The organism is Pseudomonas sp. CCI4.2, assembly GCF_034350045.1.
Taxonomy (GTDB): domain Bacteria; phylum Pseudomonadota; class Gammaproteobacteria; order Pseudomonadales; family Pseudomonadaceae; genus Aquipseudomonas.
The window spans coordinates 2,401,708-2,422,399 of the sequence record NZ_CP133781.1; the positions used below are offsets into that span (position 1 = coordinate 2,401,708).

The 20,692-nt window shown below is 55.4% G+C and carries 14 protein-coding genes; 5 read left to right on the plus strand and 9 right to left on the minus strand.

The genetic code is table 11. The annotated features are described in order from the left end of the window. Positions 1-19 precede the first annotated feature (19 nt). Positions 20-3,559, minus strand: a complete 3,540-nt coding sequence (locus RHM65_RS10905; RefSeq protein WP_322184980.1) for a Tc toxin subunit A — start codon at positions 3,557-3,559, stop codon at positions 20-22. 442 nt (positions 3,560-4,001) lie between these two features. Here RHM65_RS10905 and RHM65_RS10910 point away from each other — a divergent pair, with 442 nt between their 5' ends. Continuing rightward, positions 4,002-6,821: an RHS repeat-associated core domain-containing protein gene (locus RHM65_RS10910; protein ID WP_322184982.1), complete on the plus strand. Its 2,820-nt coding sequence runs from the start codon at positions 4,002-4,004 to the stop codon at positions 6,819-6,821. Positions 6,822-6,882: 61 nt separating this feature from the next. Here RHM65_RS10910 and RHM65_RS10915 read toward each other — a convergent pair whose 3' ends face one another. Further along, on the minus strand, positions 6,883-8,403 hold the full coding sequence (locus RHM65_RS10915; protein WP_322165974.1) for a fumarate hydratase: 1,521 nt from the start codon (positions 8,401-8,403) through the stop codon (positions 6,883-6,885). A gap of 475 nt (positions 8,404-8,878) precedes the next feature. On the opposite strand from RHM65_RS10915, the gene RHM65_RS10920 reads away from it, so the two are divergent. Together RHM65_RS10920 and RHM65_RS10925 are read left to right on the plus strand one after the other, a co-directional pair. Then, entirely contained in the window at positions 8,879-9,985 is a 1,107-nt protein-coding gene (locus RHM65_RS10920) for a GGDEF domain-containing protein (RefSeq protein WP_322185308.1), read from the plus strand. After that, positions 9,978-10,916 carry an iron-sulfur-binding ferredoxin reductase gene (locus RHM65_RS10925; protein WP_322184984.1) on the plus strand — a complete coding sequence of 313 codons (939 nt, stop codon included), beginning with the start codon at positions 9,978-9,980 and terminating at the stop codon, positions 10,914-10,916. The genes RHM65_RS10920 and RHM65_RS10925 overlap by 8 nt, the downstream gene beginning before the upstream one ends. A gap of 140 nt (positions 10,917-11,056) precedes the next feature. On the opposite strand, the gene pyk is transcribed toward RHM65_RS10925, so the two are convergent. After that, the gene (gene pyk, locus RHM65_RS10930; protein ID WP_322165972.1) at positions 11,057-12,508 is read right to left on the minus strand and encodes a pyruvate kinase; all 1,452 of its coding nucleotides are present in this window, start codon (positions 12,506-12,508) and stop codon (positions 11,057-11,059) included. Positions 12,509-12,665: 157 nt separating this feature from the next. On the opposite strand from pyk, the gene RHM65_RS10935 reads away from it, so the two are divergent. Together RHM65_RS10935 and RHM65_RS10940 are read left to right on the plus strand one after the other, a co-directional pair. Further along, a complete protein-coding gene (locus tag RHM65_RS10935) occupies positions 12,666-13,040 on the plus strand; it encodes a tetratricopeptide repeat protein (protein ID WP_322184986.1) in 375 nt (124 codons plus the stop codon). A 303-nt stretch (positions 13,041-13,343) separates the two neighbouring features. Further along, a complete protein-coding gene (locus tag RHM65_RS10940; protein WP_322165970.1) occupies positions 13,344-13,703 on the plus strand; it encodes a PilZ domain-containing protein in 360 nt (119 codons plus the stop codon). Between the two features lie 31 nt (positions 13,704-13,734). Here the strand turns inward: RHM65_RS10940 and RHM65_RS10945 are convergent, their stop codons facing one another. Genes RHM65_RS10945 through RHM65_RS10970 form a run of 6 tightly spaced genes read right to left on the minus strand, consistent with a single transcriptional unit; the run spans position 13,735 to position 20,583 of the window. Beyond that, the gene (locus tag RHM65_RS10945; protein WP_322184988.1) at positions 13,735-15,078 is read right to left on the minus strand and encodes a DUF58 domain-containing protein; all 1,344 of its coding nucleotides are present in this window, start codon (positions 15,076-15,078) and stop codon (positions 13,735-13,737) included. Continuing rightward, a complete protein-coding gene (locus RHM65_RS10950) occupies positions 15,075-16,100 on the minus strand; it encodes a MoxR family ATPase (RefSeq protein ID WP_322184990.1) in 1,026 nt (341 codons plus the stop codon). Before RHM65_RS10950 ends, RHM65_RS10945 begins: the two co-directional genes overlap by 4 nt. Next, entirely contained in the window at positions 16,097-17,305 is a 1,209-nt protein-coding gene (locus RHM65_RS10955) for a DUF4350 domain-containing protein (protein WP_322184992.1), read from the minus strand. The genes RHM65_RS10950 and RHM65_RS10955 overlap by 4 nt, the downstream gene beginning before the upstream one ends. Next, positions 17,302-18,894, minus strand: a complete 1,593-nt coding sequence (locus RHM65_RS10960; protein ID WP_322184994.1) for a DUF4129 domain-containing protein — start codon at positions 18,892-18,894, stop codon at positions 17,302-17,304. Before RHM65_RS10960 ends, RHM65_RS10955 begins: the two co-directional genes overlap by 4 nt. Next, complete coding sequence (locus tag RHM65_RS10965; RefSeq protein WP_322165965.1) at positions 18,881-19,861, minus strand: stage II sporulation protein M; 981 nt, start codon at positions 19,859-19,861, stop codon at positions 18,881-18,883. Before RHM65_RS10965 ends, RHM65_RS10960 begins: the two co-directional genes overlap by 14 nt. Then, a complete protein-coding gene (locus RHM65_RS10970) occupies positions 19,858-20,583 on the minus strand; it encodes an RDD family protein (protein ID WP_322165964.1) in 726 nt (241 codons plus the stop codon). The genes RHM65_RS10965 and RHM65_RS10970 overlap by 4 nt, the downstream gene beginning before the upstream one ends. Between the last annotated feature and the right edge of the window lie 109 nt (positions 20,584-20,692).

The window sequence follows — 20,692 nt, forward strand, 5'->3', positions numbered from 1 at the left end:
CGCCCTGACGGTGCGATTTCTAGCGTCGAACAGCCGCCATCACCCCTTCGCTCACCAACTGCCAGTCAGTTGCGGCACTGGTTAATGACAAATGCGTTGCCTTTAACAGCGGACCAACGGCTAAACCGGTTTCCTGGCTGACGCTGTGCACTCGCAGTATCCAGTCCACCTGAGCCATCGATTTGGCCAAATGCTCCGGCAGTTCGCTAAATGCCTGCATTACTTCGCAGGCTGTCCAACCAATCAAAACCGCGAGCTCCACGGCGCAGCGTTGAATGTATTCCTCTGGTTCAACGTCGGGCGTTTCATTGGCCAGTCTGAAATAATCAAGCAACCGGTCTTCCGACATTCCAGCCTGGTTGACCCAGCGGGTGTAGCAATCAATGATATAAATAGTATTCAAACGCAGGTCGGGCACCTGACATTGTTCATCGGAGCTAAGCCAGTCGGGATGTATCAAAAATGTCTGCAACGCCTGTGCACTGACGTTCCACCGCTGAATGATTTCTGAACGGCGAAATACCGGCTTAAGGAGATTCAGCAGAGTTGGGTCAAATGTATTAAATGAATAAGGGACGGCGTTTAGCAGCTTTCCAAGCAATTCTGATGAGCTCGTGCTCCAACGTATCACGCCCTCTGTGCGATCCCTGGGTAACTGTGTGATGGTTTGCAGAAGCTCTTCGATGAGTTGATGCTGCCTATAATAACCGCGTACCACAAAATTGGTCAGTTTACACACCGTGTCTTGGTAGATTTCGCTGCCCATGTCATAGTTGTCGCCAACGTACTGACCTATTTCAAAGCTGAAATAGTCAACAGGTCCATGTAATGATTCGAGTGGTATTGCTTTAACGAACCCGTTGACGTCAATCCATTTATCAAGAATTCCCCACCAACCAGCCGCTGGGGGCAGGCTCAATTCGGCCAATTGGCTTTCATTTAGCTGAACCTGGATCGCGCTTTTTGCGAGTGTCTCAAGTGTATCGAGCAGTAGCGGAGTAACCATTGCTTCGTCCGGCAAGTTACCCGTGTAGCGATCCAGGTCCGAGGCGGTTTGCCCGGTTTTCTTAAGCCAACCACTGGCCCAATCCATCTGCATTAGAATATCGAGAATATCCGCTACCGCATCGGATTCCTCTTGCGCCACACCTGGGTGTGGGCTAAGCCGTCCAGTGACAACTTGCCTGATATAAGTATCGCCGCCCAATAAATAGAGTAGCCGCCTGCTGTCTTCTATTGAGAGGCCAAACATTTCAGCGATTCGCGCCTGACGATAAAAAGACGACACCACGGGTAGGGAGCGCTTCAGTGCCAGCGGTGCTTGAATGCCTGCGTCACCGAGGGGGGGCATGAAATTTGAAACGTCATTTGCAAGCACACCAAAAGAGCTTTCGGTGGGCTGAACTCCAAGACCGGCACACAGTTGTAAAATGGTCTTTTGCGCCGCTGGATCGGGCTCGTTAATCGAAAACTCGGCGCCGTCAATCACTAGCGGAGTATCAAAGAGTTGAGGTGTATTAAATACTTTATCAAACAGCGGCTTACGCGAACCTGCGGCAAAAGGTGTAAGGTGGTGCATAAAAGCGGCAAATTCTTCAGGCGCAAGGCTGTAACGTTTGCTCAAGTAGCGATAAGTGCCTAATGCTCGCAATGTATTAGTATTTAATACTCTGCCCAGATTTTTTTCACGCTCTGAATGGACAGCCGCCATTATAAGCGTATCAAGCTCGGCGAAAGGTATGCCCATCCAGCGTTGCAGCCGGATCATTCGCTGCAGACGATCAAAGCGGTTGAGCGAAGCGTTGGTCAACTGCCAGGAGCTAATGTTCTGTTCATCGGCTACTAAAGCCAAGTCCATCGAATTGTTGTTTTTGTCGAAATTAACCGTGCCAGGGTCGCGACCTCCCACGCCGTTAACATAGCTTGCCCCATAGTGCAAAGCTTGAGGGAATTTAAACTCACCGCTCTTAAACAGTGGGTTCACGGGCAAACAGTTGGCTGAACACGTTGGGGCATAGCTTTTTTGAGCGAGTAATGATTCAAGCTCTGCTGTGTTTAAACCGGTTTTTTCCAGGAACGACTTAATGCGTATGAGGGGGTTTGCTTGGGCGTAGGGCACCGTTGTGCCATAGTTTTTTTTAAAAAAACCCATTTGGACTTCCGTCAGTTGATAGTCATCAGGTAAATAATAGCTCAGCGATAACGTGACCTTCAGATCGAACAGACTGGAGTAAGTTATATCGTCCCCCGGGGTAGGCGCTACAACCTTCACCACAAAACTGTGTAGGCTAGGTTCAGTTATTTCTGGAAAGGGTAGGTTATCATTGTCTGCGCTAAGATATTGTACCCTCAGACTTTTCTCCGACCCGGGTGTGGTCTCTGGATTGTTGGGTTTAAAATATTTTTCTGGGTTGGATTGATATCCATATAGCCTGATTTTGGATCCGGTCGTCGTATCATTTTTACCTAAGTTTAAAATTGCCCATCCAGTTGTATCTCCAGGCTTTACAAGTATTAATGCAGTACATTCCAATTGGCTGCCCGTCTCAGGGAAAATAAGGTATCCAACGTCCGTATTTTCCCATGTCAACAGTGATAACGAACCGCCGGCGTGCCATGCAACGCCCGTTAGTTGACCGTGAGGTATATAATAATCAGCAAATAGCGAGGGTTCTGTTAATAATACTTGCTGTTCCGAACTCAAACCCGATAGCCAGCATTGAGCTACGCTGGGCGCTGTATGCGCTGTGGCACCATAAAGATTATTGCCTGCACCGGAAAATGGCAGCGCTTGGCTGCTGCGGTAATTCATTTCGCCTAGGGTTGTCTTTTTTTCAGATAAGCCCAGCGTAATCTCATGGTGAGAGTAAGTATAAGGAAACAGAAAAGGATGACGCTTTTCTGCAATCAACTCATACGGAGCCTTGCCGTTATCAAGGTTGCTATCGTTATTTACATATTCCCGGATGACGCTTTCCAAAAGGGTATTGATAATACTCAACGTCGAGACGGGAGTGAACGTGCTCTGTTGATCAATCAGTAATTCTCTCAAGTCCGGACGTCGGACATCCAGCGAAATACGGTTGGTTTCAGGGGTGTTACCTTCGAGCTGTTGTGTCGCGAACCTATACAGCGATGCCAGGTAAGCAACCGGAGAGTCCATTGCTTCAATGGCGCCGACTTTACAAAATGTATCCCAGTTTTCCCTGAACAGATTGGGAAAGCTCGGGCCGATGTCCACCAACGAGCGAACTCCGCTGCGTTGGGTTAGGGTTTGCTTTTGTCCGGAAGATATTAACTGTTCGCGGTACGCACGCACAATCTGGATTGCGTAACACATGGCATTGTCGTAAGCCCGACTACCGTCAGCGCTGCTCAGTCTAGCCAAATCCCGCACGAAGGCTGGTTTGGCTCGACGGACAATATCGAATACAGATGTATAACCCAGGGTGTTCATGGCAGTGGCAAACGTGGCCTGACGGTTGTTGCTGTCGCTGGTTTCCTCGGCCGTCTCTTTCTTTGCCAGGTTCGAAATCAACGAAAATTTGGTGACGTCCATGTCGAGCGACCTCATGAAAATGTGAGAGTCCTATTGACGGTTAGATAAGAATTTTTTACTGCCTGTTAGAAATAGCAGGGTCACGATCATTGCTCCAGCAATCAATCACTTGTGATAAAGATAAGTTTGCTATAACTGCTCATTGTTTTTTGACTAACGTCCATCATTCGGTGAGGCCTGGCGAGTATGGGCAGACAGCCTCGTGGCGGGCAGAGTGCTTTTCATATCAATCAACGTTTTCCAATCAAATTCGCTATGGGCATTGCGCTAAATAAATATAAGGGCACTGATTGTTAATTCTAATATTTACCATGACTGAGCCGCTGAAAGACCGTTTAGTTAAACTTGCAATATTCACACTGCGGAGGAGGCACGGGTGTTAATCCATACGAATACCCCCGCGCTGTCGGTGATAGAGCCTCGTGGCCTGATAGCGCGTGCCGTGCATTATTTTCGGGATCAACCTGACGTGGCATTGCAGCCACGTATTTCCGAGCAACGTTACAGTGCGTCGGGTTTTGCTCTGTGCAGTCGTGACCCGCGCTTGTTGGCACTTGCGCAAAATGATAGCGCCGTTCCTTTCAACCTCAACCATGTATTGAGTTTGTCGGGTTCGGTATTGCTTGAGGAGAGTGTTGATGCCGGCTGGCGGGTTTGCTTGAGCGGCGAAGCGGGGCAACTGATGGAGCATTGGTCAGGCGCGAACACTCACGCCTCAGCCACGTACGATGAGTTGCTACGCCCTGTGATCACTCAAGAGCGAGGCCGGGAGGGAGTTGCGCGGGTCAGTGAACGGTTTACGTACGCCGGAAATGATGCCGAAGCCGCCGCTGTCAACCGTTGCGGTCAGATGCTGCGACATGACCATACGGCAGGTTCACTCTGGATTCAGGGGAGCGCCATTACCGGCGCGGTGACTAAGCAAGAGGACCGGTTCCTTGCCGAGCTTGAGCTCCCGGACTGGCCCGAGGTTGAAGCGGACCGCGAGAAATTGCTGGAAACCGCGCCCGGCGCAGTCAGTTGCTCACGATTTAACGCGTTGGGAGAGTTGATAAGCCGCACGGATGCCCAGAGCAACTCACATCGATTGGTGTTCACCGTGGCGGGCCAGTTAAAAAGCACGTGGCTTCAACTGGCGGGGCGACCCGAGCAGGTCGTTCTGAGTGAGGCACGCTACAGCGAGTTCGATCGAATTGAAAGCGAGGTGGCGGGTAACGGCGTAGCCACCCTCCATCGCTACAACCCGGTCGACGGTCGACTGCAGCGCTGTATGGCTCGCAAGGATAGTCACGTGCTGCAGGATCTGACTTACCAATACGATCCAGTAGGCAATATCCTGCGAATTGAAGACGCCGCACAATCGACGAAATACTTTCGTAATCAGGCCATTGCTCCGGTCAGCACCTACGCTTACGACACGCTTTATCAGCTAATCAAGGCCACGGGTCGAGAGGCTATCGATGCTTCACCAGGCCCGGATCTTCCCGGGTTTCAATCGCCAGGGATTGACCCTGGCGGAATGGCCAATTACACCCAGCGATATACCTATGACGCAGCAGGCAATCTGCAAACGTTGGCCCATGTCGGTGGCCGGAGTTACACCCGTCAAATGGTCACCGCTCGCTATTCAAACCGAAGCTTGCCGGTGGTGGATGGTCATATACCTGATGAGGCGGAACTTTTAGCAGGGTTTGATGAAAAAGGTAATCTATGCGCTCTGCAGCCAGGCCAGTCGCTGATGTGGGACCCGCGAAATCAATTGCAGCAAGTCACTCCGGTGGTGCGTGACAGCGGTGACGATGACTATGAGCGTTATATTTATGACGGAGGTGGCCGGCGAGTACGTAAAGCCCATAGGACTCAGGCCGCCAGCGTGACTCACCGTGCTGAAGTACGTTACTTACCCGGACTGGAAATTCGTACTAACACTGCTACGGATGAAATATTTCACGTCATAAGTATTTCGGGCGCTTGCGTTTTACATTGGGTAAAAGGTAAGCCTGAAGATGTCGTCAATGATCAATTCAGATACAGCCTTATTGACCACTTGGGATCGAATTGCATTGAACTGGATGAGCAGGCGAATCTGATCAGCCAGGAAGGGTATTACCCTTTTGGCGGAACAGCGTGGTGGGCCGGCAGAAGCGCAGTAGAAGTAAACTACAAAACGATTCGGTATTGCGGCAAGGAACGCGACGCTACGGGGCTTTGTTACTATGGCTTCCGGTATTACGCGCCTTGGTTGGCCAGGTGGATAAACCCGGATCCTGTCGGGGTTGTGGATGGGTTAAATCTTTATGTGATGGTTGGGAATCAACCAGTCAATCATGTTGATGTGCAGGGGCATAGCAAGAAAGACATGAATGATGTCAACATGAACGCCTTGGCTCGCTCAACCGCGAATAGAGTGTTTGGTAGCGAAAGCGCACTCACCGAAGAGGGAATTGAAAGAAAAAAAGATAACGCGTGGAATGAAATGCAAGCACGGATGGACAAATACGGTTGGAGCCGTGAACAGCATGCACAGACGCAGTGGGACCTTGCTAAAACATTCTTTGCGGAGTCAAAAAAAAATTTATATGCACGGTTGGCTTTTGAAAAAAAAACGATCGAAGCGAGGGCGACTGTACTTCCTGATATGACTGCGGATGAGAAAATGGGCCTCCATCTTTTCTGGAGCACAAATGTGGGTGCCGGTTATTTCAATGAGATAGCCAGAAGCGGGGCGTCAAAACTGACGTTGGCTAAGGCCAGTAACTTAGCCGGATTAGAACTCGGTCGCGGCGGCGGTGAGCAGGGATGCGGGCTTTCCGAATCCCGTCAAAAAACGTTCAAATCTGCAATAAATAAACTGGGCAACTATGAGGCACACCCTAAGCAAGTTGTGAAGATGCTCGGCGCATCGTTGGGTGCTTCTATGAATGGGACCTTGTACAGGGGGGGGCGTATTGCCAAAGAAGCAACGTTAGCGTTGGGGCAACTCTTAACTACCTCGGGTTTTGCCGCGTTCAGCCCAGACAAAAGTACAGCTAAAAATTTTTCAGGTGATACTTATCACGGGCGTGGCTTTGCGGCGTCTACCTATCCGGTTTTGTTTGAGTTACAGGAGGGAGGAGCGAAAGAAATTTTTGGGCGTATGGAGATAGAGGGATTATTTCCTCCCGGCAAAAATTTCGTAGTGCGTTCATTAAAACAAGAATCACACTATCTTCGAGTCGGGCTTGTGAGTGATAACACGCGCCGCCGCGGTACGTTGATCTAGGCTCCAGCCGACCAAATCCGGCCTGTCAGTCCGGATTTGGTCATTGGGTACATTGGCTCGGCTAGATCTCCACCGCCAAGCTCTCACTGATCTTCTTCTGCCAAATCGCAGGACCGGTGTTGTGAACGGACTCGCCTTTGGTGTCCACCGCAACGGTGGCTGGCATGTCTGTCACGTCGAACTCGTAGATCGCTTCCATGCCCATCTCAGGGAAGGCCAGTACGCGAGACTTCTTGATCGCCTGAGCGACCAGGTATGCCGCGCCGCCGACAACCATCAAGTACACCGCTTTGTTGTCTTTGATCGCTTCGATAGCGGCTGGACCGCGTTCGGATTTGCCGATCATGCCCAGCAAGCCAGTCTCTTCGAGGATTTGCCGGGTGAACTTGTCCATCCGCGTGGCAGTGGTTGGACCGGCGGGTCCTACGACTTCATCGCGCACCGGATCAACCGGGCCGACGTAGTAGATGAAGCGACCCTTGAGGTCAACTGGCAGGGGTTCACCACGGTCAAGCATTTCCACCATGCGTTTGTGTGCCGCATCGCGCCCGGTGAGCATCTTGCCGTTAAGCAGCAAGGTTTCGCCCGGCTTCCAGCTTTGTACGTCTTGCGGCGTCAGGGTGTCGAGGTTGACCCGGCGAGCCGAAGGGCCTGCTTCCCAGACGATGTCTGGGTACGCGCTCAGCGGTGGCGCTTCTTGCGAGGCGGGGCCACTGCCGTCAAGCACGAAGTGGGTGTGCCGAGTGGCAGCACAGTTCGGGATCATGCACACCGGCAACGAAGCGGCGTGGGTTGGGTAGTCCATGATCTTCACGTCGAGTACGGTGGTCAGGCCGCCAAGGCCCTGAGCGCCGATGCCGAGTTGGTTGACCTTTTCGAACAGCTCCAGTCGCAGCTCTTCGATGCGGCTCGATGGGCCGCGCTGTTTCAGCTCGTGGATGTCGATAGAGTCCATCAGCACCTGCTTGGCCATAACCGCCGCTTTCTCCGCGGTGCCGCCAATGCCGATGCCGAGCATGCCCGGTGGACACCAGCCAGCGCCCATGGTCGGAACGGTCTTGAGTACCCAGTCGACAATCGAGTCGGACGGATTGAGCATCGCCATCTTCGATTTATTTTCCGAACCGCCACCTTTGGCCGCCACGTCCACTTCCACGGTGTTGCCGGGAACGATGGAGTAGTGGATCACCGCCGGGGTGTTGTCCTTGGTGTTTTTTCGAGCGCCAGCCGGGTCGGCCAGGATCGACGCACGCAGGACGTTTTCCGGAAGATTGTAAGCCTGACGCACGCCTTCGTTGATCATGTCGTCCAAGCCCATGGTGGCGCCGGTCCATTGCACGTCCATGCCCACGCGAACAAAGACGGTGACGATCCCTGTGTCCTGGCAGATTGGACGATGACCTGTCGCGCACATGCGCGAGTTGATCAAAATCTGAGCCATGGCATCGCGCGCGGCAGGTGACTCCTCGCGCAGCCATGCTTCATGCATGGCCTGAATGAAATCTACCGGATGGTAGTAGGAAATGAACTGTAGGGCATCGGCGACGCTCTGAATCAGATCGTCTTGCTTGATCACGGTCATGTGGCACGCTCCTCTGATAGGACGGGAACATTAATAAGCTGCGTTCAACAGTACTGCGGGGGGCTGCTGAAAACATCTTTTAATAAGCGCGCCGGCCCACAACGCCGACGCAAAAAAGGCGCGGCAGTATAACGCGGCTCAGCTCTGCACACATCCGATTGGACACAAACCAAAGTCTGCCCCGGTACCGGCACCCTTTTTGCGTGGAACGAGAAGTTTTGAGTTTTCCAAGTAGAGAATTGAATAGTCATTTATGGGTGGGAATATTAGAGTGGCAAGTGGCCGCCAAGCTGGCTGGTCACTTGTCGAAGCCCAGCCCCCGTACGCTGCAAGGAATCGCAACCCAGCAATGACCCACAAAACGCGCAGTCTTCGAGTGTCATCGCAATGGGCGGCAAGCGGCTTGCGGAAATAGCCACCTAGGCGGTTTATGCCGGAACGGAAAGGAATTCCTTTGAGCACGGTGAGTCAACGAGTGACCGAAAAAGCCACACAGAATTTGTTAATCAAGCGATTTGCCTTGGCGGCTGGCACGTATGTGCTGGTGCTGATACTCGTTTGGGCCGCTATTCTTAGCAATTATTACCAAGCGCCACCGCACGAAGCCTCAGTGAGCACGGGTCTGGTGATTCTCAGCCAAGCGGTGTTGTGGTTGGTGTTCCTGCGCGGTTACAACTTGCGTTTTCGCGACCCCGGCCTGACCGAACTGCAAGTCATGATGGCGTTGGGCTGGCAAACCTTTTTACTGGCCCACTTGCACAGCGCGCGAGGAACCTTCCTTGTCATGTACCTGCTAATCATGCTGTTTGGCTTGTTTCATCTACAGCCAAGGGCATTTCTGCGTTGCGTGGCGTTCGTGTTTTTGAGCTTTGCCGGGCTCAACCTATGGGAAGCGTTCCACCAGCAATTGCCCGATCCCGGACTGGCAGAATTACAGACACTGACGCTGTTTGTTGTGCTGTTTTGGCTATGCTTGTATGCCCGTTACGTTCAAAGCTCCCAGCAGCGCTTGCGGCAGCGTCGTTTCGCACTCCAAGCGCATCAAGACACGCTGCGTGGAATGATGCGCCAGCTTGAAGACTTGGTTGCGACGGATGAATTGACTGGCTTGTTCAATCGTCGTCACTTTTTGCGCATGGCCTCGCGTGAACTCGACTCCATGAACTCGTCATATTCCCATGGCCTGGCGTTGATCGATCTGGATCACTTCAAGCGTATTAACGACGCCCACGGACATGCCGCCGGCGATCAGGTGTTGCAGGCATTCGCCGCTGTCGCCACCGCGTGTCTGCGTGAGGGCGATGTACTGGCTCGCTATGGCGGAGAGGAGTTCGTGCTGTTGATCCCGCAATGCACCTCTGAGCATCTGACCCATTGTTGCGAACGGCTACGTGAAGCGTTCTCTCGCGTTGAGTTGGTCGGGATGGTGATCCCGGGTTTGAGCCTTTCGGTGGGTATGACGTTACTGGACATGGGCGATCATCTCGACGAAGCCTTACAGCGTGCCGATCAGGCGTTGTACCGCGCAAAACGCAGTGGACGTAATCGCTGTGCCGCTGCCTGGGAAAATCAGGATGCCTGAATTGAGTGTTGGCGACCGGACATGGTCGGTCGCGTCCGCCAGTAACCTGCTGGATGCACTGAACAGCTCGGGTATCACTGTCCCCTACAGTTGCCGCGCGGGCAGTTGCCACGCGTGTTTGGTGCGATGTCTAAGCGGTGAGCCGGCTGACGCGATGCCTGAAGCACTTGAAGCGGGTAAAAGGCAGCAGGGTTGGCGGTTGGCGTGCCAGTGCTCGGTCGTCGAAAATCTGACCGTGGAAGTCTTTGACCCATTGCGCGATGGTCTTCCTGCCAAGGTCGACCAATGTGAATGGCTTAGCCCGACGGTTTTGCGTTTACGTTTGATTCCCGAGCGTCCCTTGCGTTATCGCGCCGGACAGCACTTGGTGTTGTGGGCCACCAATGGCGTAGCTCGTCCTTATTCGTTGGCGAGCCTCCCGGAAGAAGACCGATTTCTGGAGTTTCACCTCGACTGCCGTCAACCGGGGGCGTTTAGTGACGCTGCGCGTCAGTTGCAAGCCGGCGATTCGATGCGCTTGGGTGAGCTGCGCGGTGGGGCTCTGCAATATGATCCTGATTGGCAGCCTCGTCCGTTATGGTTGCTGGCGGCAGGCACCGGACTGGGGCCGCTGTGGGGCGTGCTGCGCGAGGCGCTGCGTCAGGAGCATCAAGGTGCCATTCGCGTTATGCATGTTGCTCACGACGCCAGCGAGCATTATATGGCCGGTCCGTTAGCGGAACTGGCGGCGGTACATTCACAGGTGCAGGTCGAGTTAATCACCGCCGCTGAGTTCCCCGCTGCACTGGCCGCGTTGCGAGTCGTGTCGCGCCAGACCATGGCATTGTTGTGTGGCGGGCCTGCCGGCGTCGAACAATTTGCCAAACGTCTCTACATGGCCGGGTTGCCACGCAATCAGCTATTGGCTGATGTGTTTCTCAGTCGTGCTTGAGGCGTTCCCCTCAAACACCATGTAACGTGTTGAATTTGAGACCGTTGCCCGGTGTTTGCTGCGCGCAAGTGTGGCGCGCCGCCCTAATGAAAAAGCCCCGACTCTTTCGAGCCGGGGCTTTTGATACTGCCGGGGCGGTCTTAGACCATTGGATCGCCGACGTGCAGGATTTTCATGCCGTTGGTACCGCCGATGGTGTGATAGCTGTCACCTTTGGTCAGGATGACCCAGTCGCCTTTTTGCACCAGGCCGCGTTTAAGCAACTCGTCCACTGCCGATTGGCTGACTTTGCCGGGTTCCAGCGCTGCTGGGTCAAACGGTACGGTATAGACGCCACGGAACATGGCGGCCCGCGCCTGGGTTTCACGGTGCGGGGAGAATGCGTAGATCGGCACCGAAGAGCGGATCCGAGACATGATCAACGGTGTGTAACCGCTTTCGGTGAGGGCGATGATCGCTTTCACGCCGGGAAAGTGGTTCGCCGTGTACATGGCGGCCAGTGCAATGCTCTCGTCGCAACGCGTAAAGGTTGTGCCAATGCGGTGGCTGGAGGACTTCCCGGTCGGGTGCTTTTCAGCGCCGACACAAATCCGCGCCATGGCCTGGACCGCTTCGATCGGGTATGAGCCCGCCGCACTTTCTGCCGACAGCATGACTGCATCGGTGTAATCCAATACGGCGTTTGCCACGTCGGACACTTCGGCACGAGTCGGCATCGGGTTATTGATCATCGACTCCATCATCTGGGTTGCGACGATCACCGCTTTGTTGTGGCGGCGTGCGTGCAAGATGATGCGTTTCTGAACGCCTACCAGCTCGGCATCGCCGATTTCAACACCCAAGTCACCACGGGCAACCATCACCGCGTCACTGGCTTTAATGAGCGCGTCGAGGGTCTCGTCGTTCGCCACGGCTTCGGCTCGTTCAATCTTCGCGACCAGCCAGGCAGTGCCCCCTGATTCGTCACGCAGTTTGCGTGCGTATTCCATGTCGGCGGCATCGCGTGGGAATGAAACGGCCAGATAGTCCAGTTCCATTTCCGCTGCGAGCTTGATGTCGACCTTGTCTTTTTCAGTCAAGGCTGGCGCGGTAAGACCGCCGCCGCGACGGTTGATGCCTTTATGGTCGGACAGTGGGCCGCCGATCAGCACGGTGCAGTGCAAGGCGTCGACGGTGGCGCTGTCGACACGCATGACCACACGGCCATCGTCGAGCAGCAGCTCATCGCCCACGCCACAGTCTTTGACCAGATCTGGGTAGTCGATACCGACGATGTCTTGGGTGCCTTCATTCAGAGGATGCGTGGTGGAGAAGGTGAACAAGTCACCGACTTTCAGCTCGATCTTCTTGTTGGCGAATTTGGCGATCCGTATTTTAGGACCTTGCAAGTCGCCCAGCAGTGCGACAAAGCGCCCGTGCTTGGCGGCAATCGACCGAACCAGAAGGGCGCGAGCTTTGTGCTCTTCCGGCGTGCCGTGGGAGAAGTTCAGGCGGGCAACGTCCAGGCCTGACAGGATCAATTGTTCGAGGACTTCCGGCGAGTTACTGGCCGGGCCAAGGGTGGCGACGATTTTGGTGCGACGAACGGTCATGCACAGTCTCCTTAGTTGAAGCGCAGCGTGAGGCTACTACTGTCTTGAGCTGTAGTCATTGTTCCTTTGCACTACCTGATAGCCCGTGCGCAGGGCAAAAAACAACCTGAAGAAAATCCGTACGGGGTCGATACACTGCAGAGCACAGGAGAGCCCCATGCGAATTTTGATCGTTTTTGCCCTGATGGCGAGTGTCGTCGGCTGTACCCGTTGGTCCATGGACGAGCACCTCAATAGCGCTTACCGCTCGTATGCTAGCGGGAATTGCGATAGCGTGATGATCGAGTTGTCTCAGGTTGAGCGCGAAAGCCGCGCGCGTCGTTACATTCAGCCTGAAGTTTCGATGTTACGCGGCCAATGCTTGGAGCGTCAGAAGCTGTACGTCGATGCTGCGCAGACTTACCAGTTCATCATTACCGAATACCCGAGCAGTGAGTATGCATTCCGGGCGCGAGCGCGACTGGACACTCTGCAGCAGCTTGGGCATTTCCATCCTGGCGAATCTGCTCAAACGACCCCGTCCCCGCTTTAATTGCATTCAATTGGATCGACGGTCACTCTTTTGAATAGCTGAGTGCCAGCCTTGAGCTACTATTGTGTTCATGGAGTGGAGGCACTGACGTAAAGCGCACAGTTGGCCATGGACCGGCATATTCCCACGCGAACGAGCATTCCAATACGAATTCCGCACACATAACGGCATTGGGGAGTTAGAGGGCGCGCGGGAATAAAAAGGGAGATTTGGCCTGGGTGGCGGCAACGCTACGAGCCCGGCGCGAAATCACATAGCACTAGCGCGACCATGCTTAATGGTTATTCATGGCGACCGTCAGACATGTTAATCGAACGACGAATCGAGCGTCACCAGTTGCCGTGCTATTTGCAGATATTCAATCGGTATACGGATAAACCGATGGGTTATTTAGGCAACGTTTCCGAACACGGCTTGATGTTGATCAGCAATCTGCCAATTCTGGTGGGCGCTGATTTCGAATTGCAATTGAAAATTCCCGGCAGCGCAGGCGTGCCACGGCATATTGATCTCAATGCAGGCTGTCTCTGGTGCCAAGAAGACGAAACCCCCGGTAACTACGATTCGGGGTTTGCGTTGCGGACCATGCCCATCGACTACATGCACCTGGTGCTGGCATTGCAGCAGTATTTTAGCTTCCATTCTGAAAGCGCTTCCGCCTGACAGTGCAATGGGATCGAACGCTGGCACCGACTTAAAGCGTGCCAGCCTTTTTCCAGCTCAGGTATCGGCTTACCAATTGTGTCCCCAGTTCCAAAGGGCGCGCATCCACTACTGGCACGCCATGAGCGATCAACCGTTCGTGCAGATCTGTGCGAGCGTTGAGGACTTCAACGGTGCCGCAATAAGCCAGCGCATCTTGCCACGTTTGGACAGGGGTCTGGCGCACGCTGTCGAGTAATCCTTCGCGCAGGCTGGCGACCAATACCCGGTGATGCTGACCGAGCTGCTTGACCGCGCCAATCAATTGCTCATCGTCTTCGTCACGCAGATTGGTCACAAGAATCACCAGTGCGCGGCGTTTTTGCCGAACGAGCAGTTGGCGCACGGCGACACTGTAGTCGGCTGCCCGCTGAGTGCTTTTCAAGTCGTAGACGCTGTTGAGCAATCGGTTCAATTGGCTGGTGCCTTTGACCGGGGCCAGATAGCGCTGCTGCTCGCCGGCAAAGGTTAATAGGCCTACTGCGTCGCCCTGGCGCAGCGCGATGTAGCTGAGCAGCAGGCAAGCATTCAGCGCATGGTCGAAATGGGCTAGATCACCGTCCTGGCTGCGCATGCGTCGGCCGCAGTCGAGCATGAAAATAATCTGCTGATCGCGGTCGTCCTGATATTCGCGAGCAATGGGTGTGCGTTGGCGCGCCGTAGCTTTCCAGTCGATCTGGCGCAAGCTGTCGCCTTCGCGAAACTCTCGCAGTTGATGGAACTCCAGTCCCAAGCCGCGACGCTGACGCTGGCGAACTCCCAGTTGGCTCAGCCAGTTGTCCACCGCCAGCAACTGGCCGCCGTATAGGCGCGCAAAATCGGGGTATACGCGGCTTGCCCCGGTGAGCGGCACATAGCGGCGGGTGGTCCATAAACGCAGCGCACTGGGCAGGTTTATTTCGCAACGTCCAAAGTCGAAATGCCCACGACTCACGGGGCGCAGTCGATAACTCAACTCGCCGAATTCTCCGGGGCGCAGCGTGATGGACTGAGGCAGGTTTTCGAAGGTCAGCCCTGCGGGCACATGGTCAAATATACCCAGTGTCATCGGGTGCGAGTAGTCGTGTTCGATGCTGATCCTCACATCGCTCCAGCGTCCCAAAGCCAGGCTGCCCGGCAACCGACGTTGCAGGCGTGGCGACGGCACCCGCAAAAGCTTCAAGGCATCAATCAGGCTGAGGATCATCATCGCCAGAAGCAATCCCCAGCAGACTGCCGAAACGCTGCTCGGAAGATTCACGCCCAGCGCCGTCAAGGTGCCGACGATCACCGCCACGCCGGTCAGCCCGCCGAGCCATATAAGCTGCAGGCGAGATGGCTTGAGGATCTGTTTCACAGACGCGGTGCCGGAACCTGATCAAGCAACTGCTTGAGTACCTGATCCACGGACAGCCCTTCTATATCCAGCTCCGGCGAGAGCCGGACCCGATGACGCAACACCGCCAATGCGCAGCTTTTGATGTCGTCCGGGATGACGAATTCGCCGCCACGCAACATTGCTCGGGCGCGGCCGCCACGAACCAGTGCGATGGACGCACGCGGCCCAGCGCCGAGGGTCAGGCCCGGCCACTTGCGGGTGGTGCGAGCCAGGCGTACGGCATAATCCAGCACCTGTTCGTCCAGGGGTAACTCACTGGCAATGCGTTGGAGGATCAAAACATCCTTGGCCTGCAAAAGGGTACGCGGTGGCTGCACGTCAAGCATGTCGGCTTTGGTCGAGCGGGTGACTTGTCGGACCATGCTCAGTTCTTCGGCTGCTTCGGGGTAGTCCATGCGCAGCTTAAGCATGAAACGGTCGAGTTCCGCCTCGGGCAGAGGGTAGGTGCCTTCTTGTTCGATGGGGTTTTGTGTGGCCAGCACCATGAACGGCTGAGCAATCGGCAGGGCGCGACCTTCGAGTGTGACTTGACGTTCTTGCATGGCTTCGAGCAACGCCGCCTGGGTTTTTGCAGGCGCGCGGTTGATCTCGTCGGCCAACAGCAAGTTGGTAAATAGGGGCCCTTTGCGCAGTTTGAACTGTTCTGTTTGGATGTCGTATACGGCGTGGCCGGTCACGTCACTGGGCATTAGATCGGGGGTGAACTGGATACGCGCGAAGTCGCCGCCGAAGCAGCGGGCGAGGGCGCGGACTAGCAAAGTTTTGCCCAGGCCCGGAACGCCTTCGATCAACACATGACCGCCTGCGATCAATGCCGTTAACACGTCGTCGATCACCGCAACCTGGCCAATGACGACCTGCTGTAATTCATGACGAAGCGCCTGAGCCAAGTGGGTGGCACGTTGGCGTTGTTGAGCCTGATTGCTCGCGGCAGGCGGGGTCTCGGCGCTGCTTTGCGGGTCCGTCGAGTGTTCGCTCATAGGGCATTCCTGAGTGTTTGCAGGTGGGCAACCTGGCGGGTGAATTCGGTGGCGGACAGCTTTTTATTGGGCGGTGGGCGCAAGGCTTGACCGATAGCACTGGTCGGTTGTTGCGTCAGGCGTGCAAGCACCTGCCATTGATCGGCGACACCCAGACGTTCGAACCCGGGATGGCGTAGCCGGGCGCGGCGCAAGATGTCTTGTTGCAGCCCACGCAGCAGAGCGGATTGACCGCTGCGCCGGAGTATAAAGTCGGCGCTGGCGCGCAGGTGTTCGATCAACTGTCGACGCGCCCTTGACGCCGTTGCCTGCAGCGGGCCTTGGCGTACTCCGGTATGCCACAGCAGCAACCCGATCAGCAACGCCAAGGCTGCCAGCGCTTGCGGGAACTTACGCAGCAGGAGACTGAATAAATCGCCGTGTTCGGTCTGCAGGAGCATCGTGACAGTGCTGTCCTGCGTCAGGTACCAAAGCAGCCACGCGTTGTCGTCGTGTTCGATGGCGTTATTTTTCCAGAGATCGCTGTCGGTCAATACCGTGATCAATCCGTCGCCATATACCAGTTGCATCATGTGCGTCGACCCTTCGCTGTTGGCCCAGGTCTGCGCGTGATCCTTCGGGTCTTCCAGATGAAAGCGAGTGTCAAAACTGAAATACGCCGGATCGCTCTCGTTCTCCAAATAGAGCTTTGTCAACTGAGGTGATTCAGCGGGCGGGAGCAAGGCAAGCAATAAGTCGCTGGAGGGTTTCAGGGGTGTGCTGTTCGTGCGCTCTGGCGGTTGAAGACTGGCACTGAGGACTTGATGAATTTGCACGCGGTCCAGCAGCAAATCGCCGCTGCGACCTTTCTGCTCGTCCCACAATTGTTCGGCGACGAATAACAGATGCCCGCCAGATTTGGTCCAGTTCAATAACCGGTCAACTTGCCGAGGCGTCATGTTTTCGCGGTCGGCGAGTAACAGCAGCGTGCGCGTGTCAAGGCGGGCGTCAGGCAAATTCGAAAGGACATGGGTCACCTCGACGGGCACCGAGCGCTGCCGCAAAAACTGTTCAGCTGCCAGGTAAGGGTTGGTGCGTGCTATCCGCGATGGGCCGTGATCAATGACCTCGCTGTAGCGCTCAAGGTGCGTATAAAAATAGCGTCCGGCCAGCGCCAGTAAACCAAGCACCAGCAGTCCGATAACCCATGCGTTGCGCTTGCTCATGGGCGCTTTGCGTTGTCGGATGGGCGACCGAACAATTGACGCCAGCCTTCGCATAACTCGCGTTGTAAATGCACATCAGGCAACTGGTGCCCGTAGGCAAGATTCTGCCAATGGGCAGTCAGGGTCAGGCTGAACTCGTTGAGTCGGTTGAGCTTGAGATGCGCGACCTGCCGTAACACCTCGCCTTCGGTGTCGGCATTTTTCAGCGGGAGGTGATAGTCAGTCAACAGCCGATTGAGCAGCGCCCGATACAGCAGCCCCAGTGCTTCGCGAGGCTGGTTTGGCCACAAACGTTCGGCGGCTGTGGCCACGTCGTCGGGCAGGCTTTGTGCACTTACGTGCAAGCCAAAAAGCTGTTGCGCACTGTCGCGATCAATCGGTCGGGTGGTTTGCCGGCTGACAAAGGTGCGTAACCAAGCCCGATAGCGCCAAATTAATACGCTCATTAAGACCACGGCCGCAGTCCAGAGCAGCACTTCAACGACACGGGCAAATAGTTTAGCGGCATGCTCCGCCCAGTTGATCAGGTCCAATAACCACTGGCCGGGCAGCGCAGGGTGCTCGGCAGATGACGGATTTTTGATCGCACGCCAACCGTTGATGGTTTCAGGGTTCTTGAATGGCGGTTGCGCCACCAGCGTCTTGATGCTCTCGCGAGCGGCGCTGCTGGTCAGCTTTTGGTGAGTTAATCGCGGGCTATCGGGTCCGGCATCGGCTCGGTTCGCTGCCGTGGCGTCTGACGGTGGCAACGGGCAGCTGTAGATTTGTTCGTCCGCCCAGGCAGAAGGCGTAGCCGCCGAGAAGACTAACCCGACGCCGATCAACATGACGTAGGCGCTGCCGATCAGGCGTTGGCGTAAACGTCGCAGGACCAATTCAATGTCCCAGGCTTCCAGCTCGGTCCGGCGGTTCAGGTACAGCGTGAAACCACACGCCACGTAGATGGGCTCCCAAAAAACCAGTACCAGTGCATAAAACGAATTGCTCAGGTGCTCAAGCCACGTCCAGTTTTCTTGAAGGTCGAGCACACTGTTCCAGCTCCAATCCAGGCGAATCTGTTGCGGAATCAGAAAATAAAAGACCGCCATCAAGCCCAGCCACAATGTCGACTCCAGGCTGCTTCCGATGGACGTCAACCAGCGGGCGGCGCGAAGACTTCCATGGCTCAGAACCCTGATGCGCTGTTGGCGTGCTGGGCCGGATAAACCCTCAAGTTGCTGCACGGGCATTTTGAAGCTGCGGCTCATGCTCAGCCGTCGCCACGTCAAACTGGCGAACCACTGCGGTTTTATCAGGCGCAGCCATCCTTTCAATGCCTGCTGAAGACTGGGCGTCGAGCCAAATAGCGCTTGAGACAGGATGAGTAACGGCAAGCGCTCGAAGATCGGTTTTAGCCACCAAAACGACAAGATCGCCAGTGCTGGATAATCCCAAAACACCAAACTGAGGAGGGCAAATATAGGCAGCGTAACGATGGCCCAACTGCTCATTAGCAACGCACGATGTTCGCGCGCTAACAGCACGCCCAGATCGATGGCTTCCCAAGGATTGCGCGGACGAATCGTAACGCTGGCGTCAGTGAGGCGCATGGCGACTCCGGCCGGCGAAGATAAGGTAGGTCGCGACCAGCGTCCACAGCGCGGCGCCGACCAGGTATTTAGTCAGGGGCTGAAAGCTGTTCAACGATGACCAGTAGGCTTCGATAAAGGCGGCGATCAGTAAAAACAGCATGACCCCGTACATCAGCCGTACACTGATTTTTGCCGCCAGACGCAACGCTTCGCTGCGGGTTAAGGCGCCCGGTGCCAGCAGCGCCCAGCCCAGTTTCATTCCCGCAGCCCCGGCCAAGGCGATGGCGCTTAACTCGAACGCACCATGGCCGATGGCAAACGACCAAAATGTTTGCCCAAAACCGATGCTGCTGAGATGCCCGGCCACGGCGCCGATCATCAGCCCGTTGAATAGCAAAAAAAACACGCTGCCCAGGCCGAACAGCACACCGGTGGCAAATGTCTGAAACGCGATGCCGATGTTGTTCATGATGTAGTAAGCGAACATCATCCAGTCTTCACTTGAGCCGCGTATGGCTGCTTCGCCAAGGCGGCGGGCGGCGGGGTCGTACATGCTTTCCATTTCCGTCAGTTGTTCGGGGCTGACGACGCTGTAGACCAGGTCCGGGAAAAAATAGACCAACAGGCCCATGCCGATCAGGCTGCCAAAAAACAACACGCTCGCGGCTAGCACGAAGCGCCATTGCTCTCGTACCAGTCGAGGGAAGCCTGCGAGGATAAAACTCAGCATCTGTGGGCCCAGCTGGCTGCGATGCCGATAAAACTGTTGATGGCCGCGCGTCGCCAAGTGTTGCAAGGAATCGATCAGGTAGCTGCTGTAACCGCGCTCATGGGCCAGGGCCAATTGTTGGCAGATGCGTCGATAGTCGCCAGCGAATCCGGCACAGGCGGTGCTGTCGGGTTTGCCACGTTCAAGTGTTTCCAACAGATTGGCAAAGCGCTGCCAGTCGGGTTGGTAGCGAGTTTCGAATTGATTCTGCTTCATGGCGACCCCAGCAAACCGCGAGCGATTCCGTTAAGCCGGGCAACCGCTTGATCAGCAGGAATCTGCAAGGGCAACGCCACAATTTCAGCCAGTTCCTGGGTGCGCTCGGGAGACAGACGGATTTGGCGCTCGGCGAACTCCAGCACGGCTCGCTGTTCATCCAGCGTCAGAACCAAAGGCGCCGCCTGCGATACCGCATCCGGTAAAACGGGGTACGCGGTGAGCGCGTCCCGATAGATCACTAATGAACCGGCAGCCAGATCACCCAAGCGTTTGAACTCGGGATGTTGCAGGCAGCAGACGGCACCAAGGCCGTAGCCGAACGGCAACATGTCGACAAAACGCAGCAGATTGCGCGTCAATGACGCCGCCCAACCAATGGGGGTGCCGTCGTCATGAACAACGCGTAGGCCCATGAGCTGCTTTCCGGGGGTTCGTCCTTGATTCAGGACCTCGAACAGCACCGGGTACCACCAGTTTCCGACAAACAGTACGAGCAAGCCCAAGCCGTTGCCGAAGGTACTGAATACACTGAAAAACAGGAACAGCCCACCGATCACCAACACGCGAATCAGTAGGTCAATGCTGAACGCCAGCGAACGTGGCACCAGCCCCGCAGGGCGCAATATCAAGTCGAATCCTTCCGGGGTTTCAATTCGCGCACGGGTGTCCAGCGGCTCTGTCGACGCTGCAATCCTTGGCGAAGCGGGCGGGGAGGGCATTTTCGGAACGTGCTTGTCTGATAACAAAGTCCGATGCTAGCCAGCGCGGGCCAGTGAAGCAACCAGACTCTTGAATCCGTTACAAACAGTCTCTGAATAAGGCAATTTT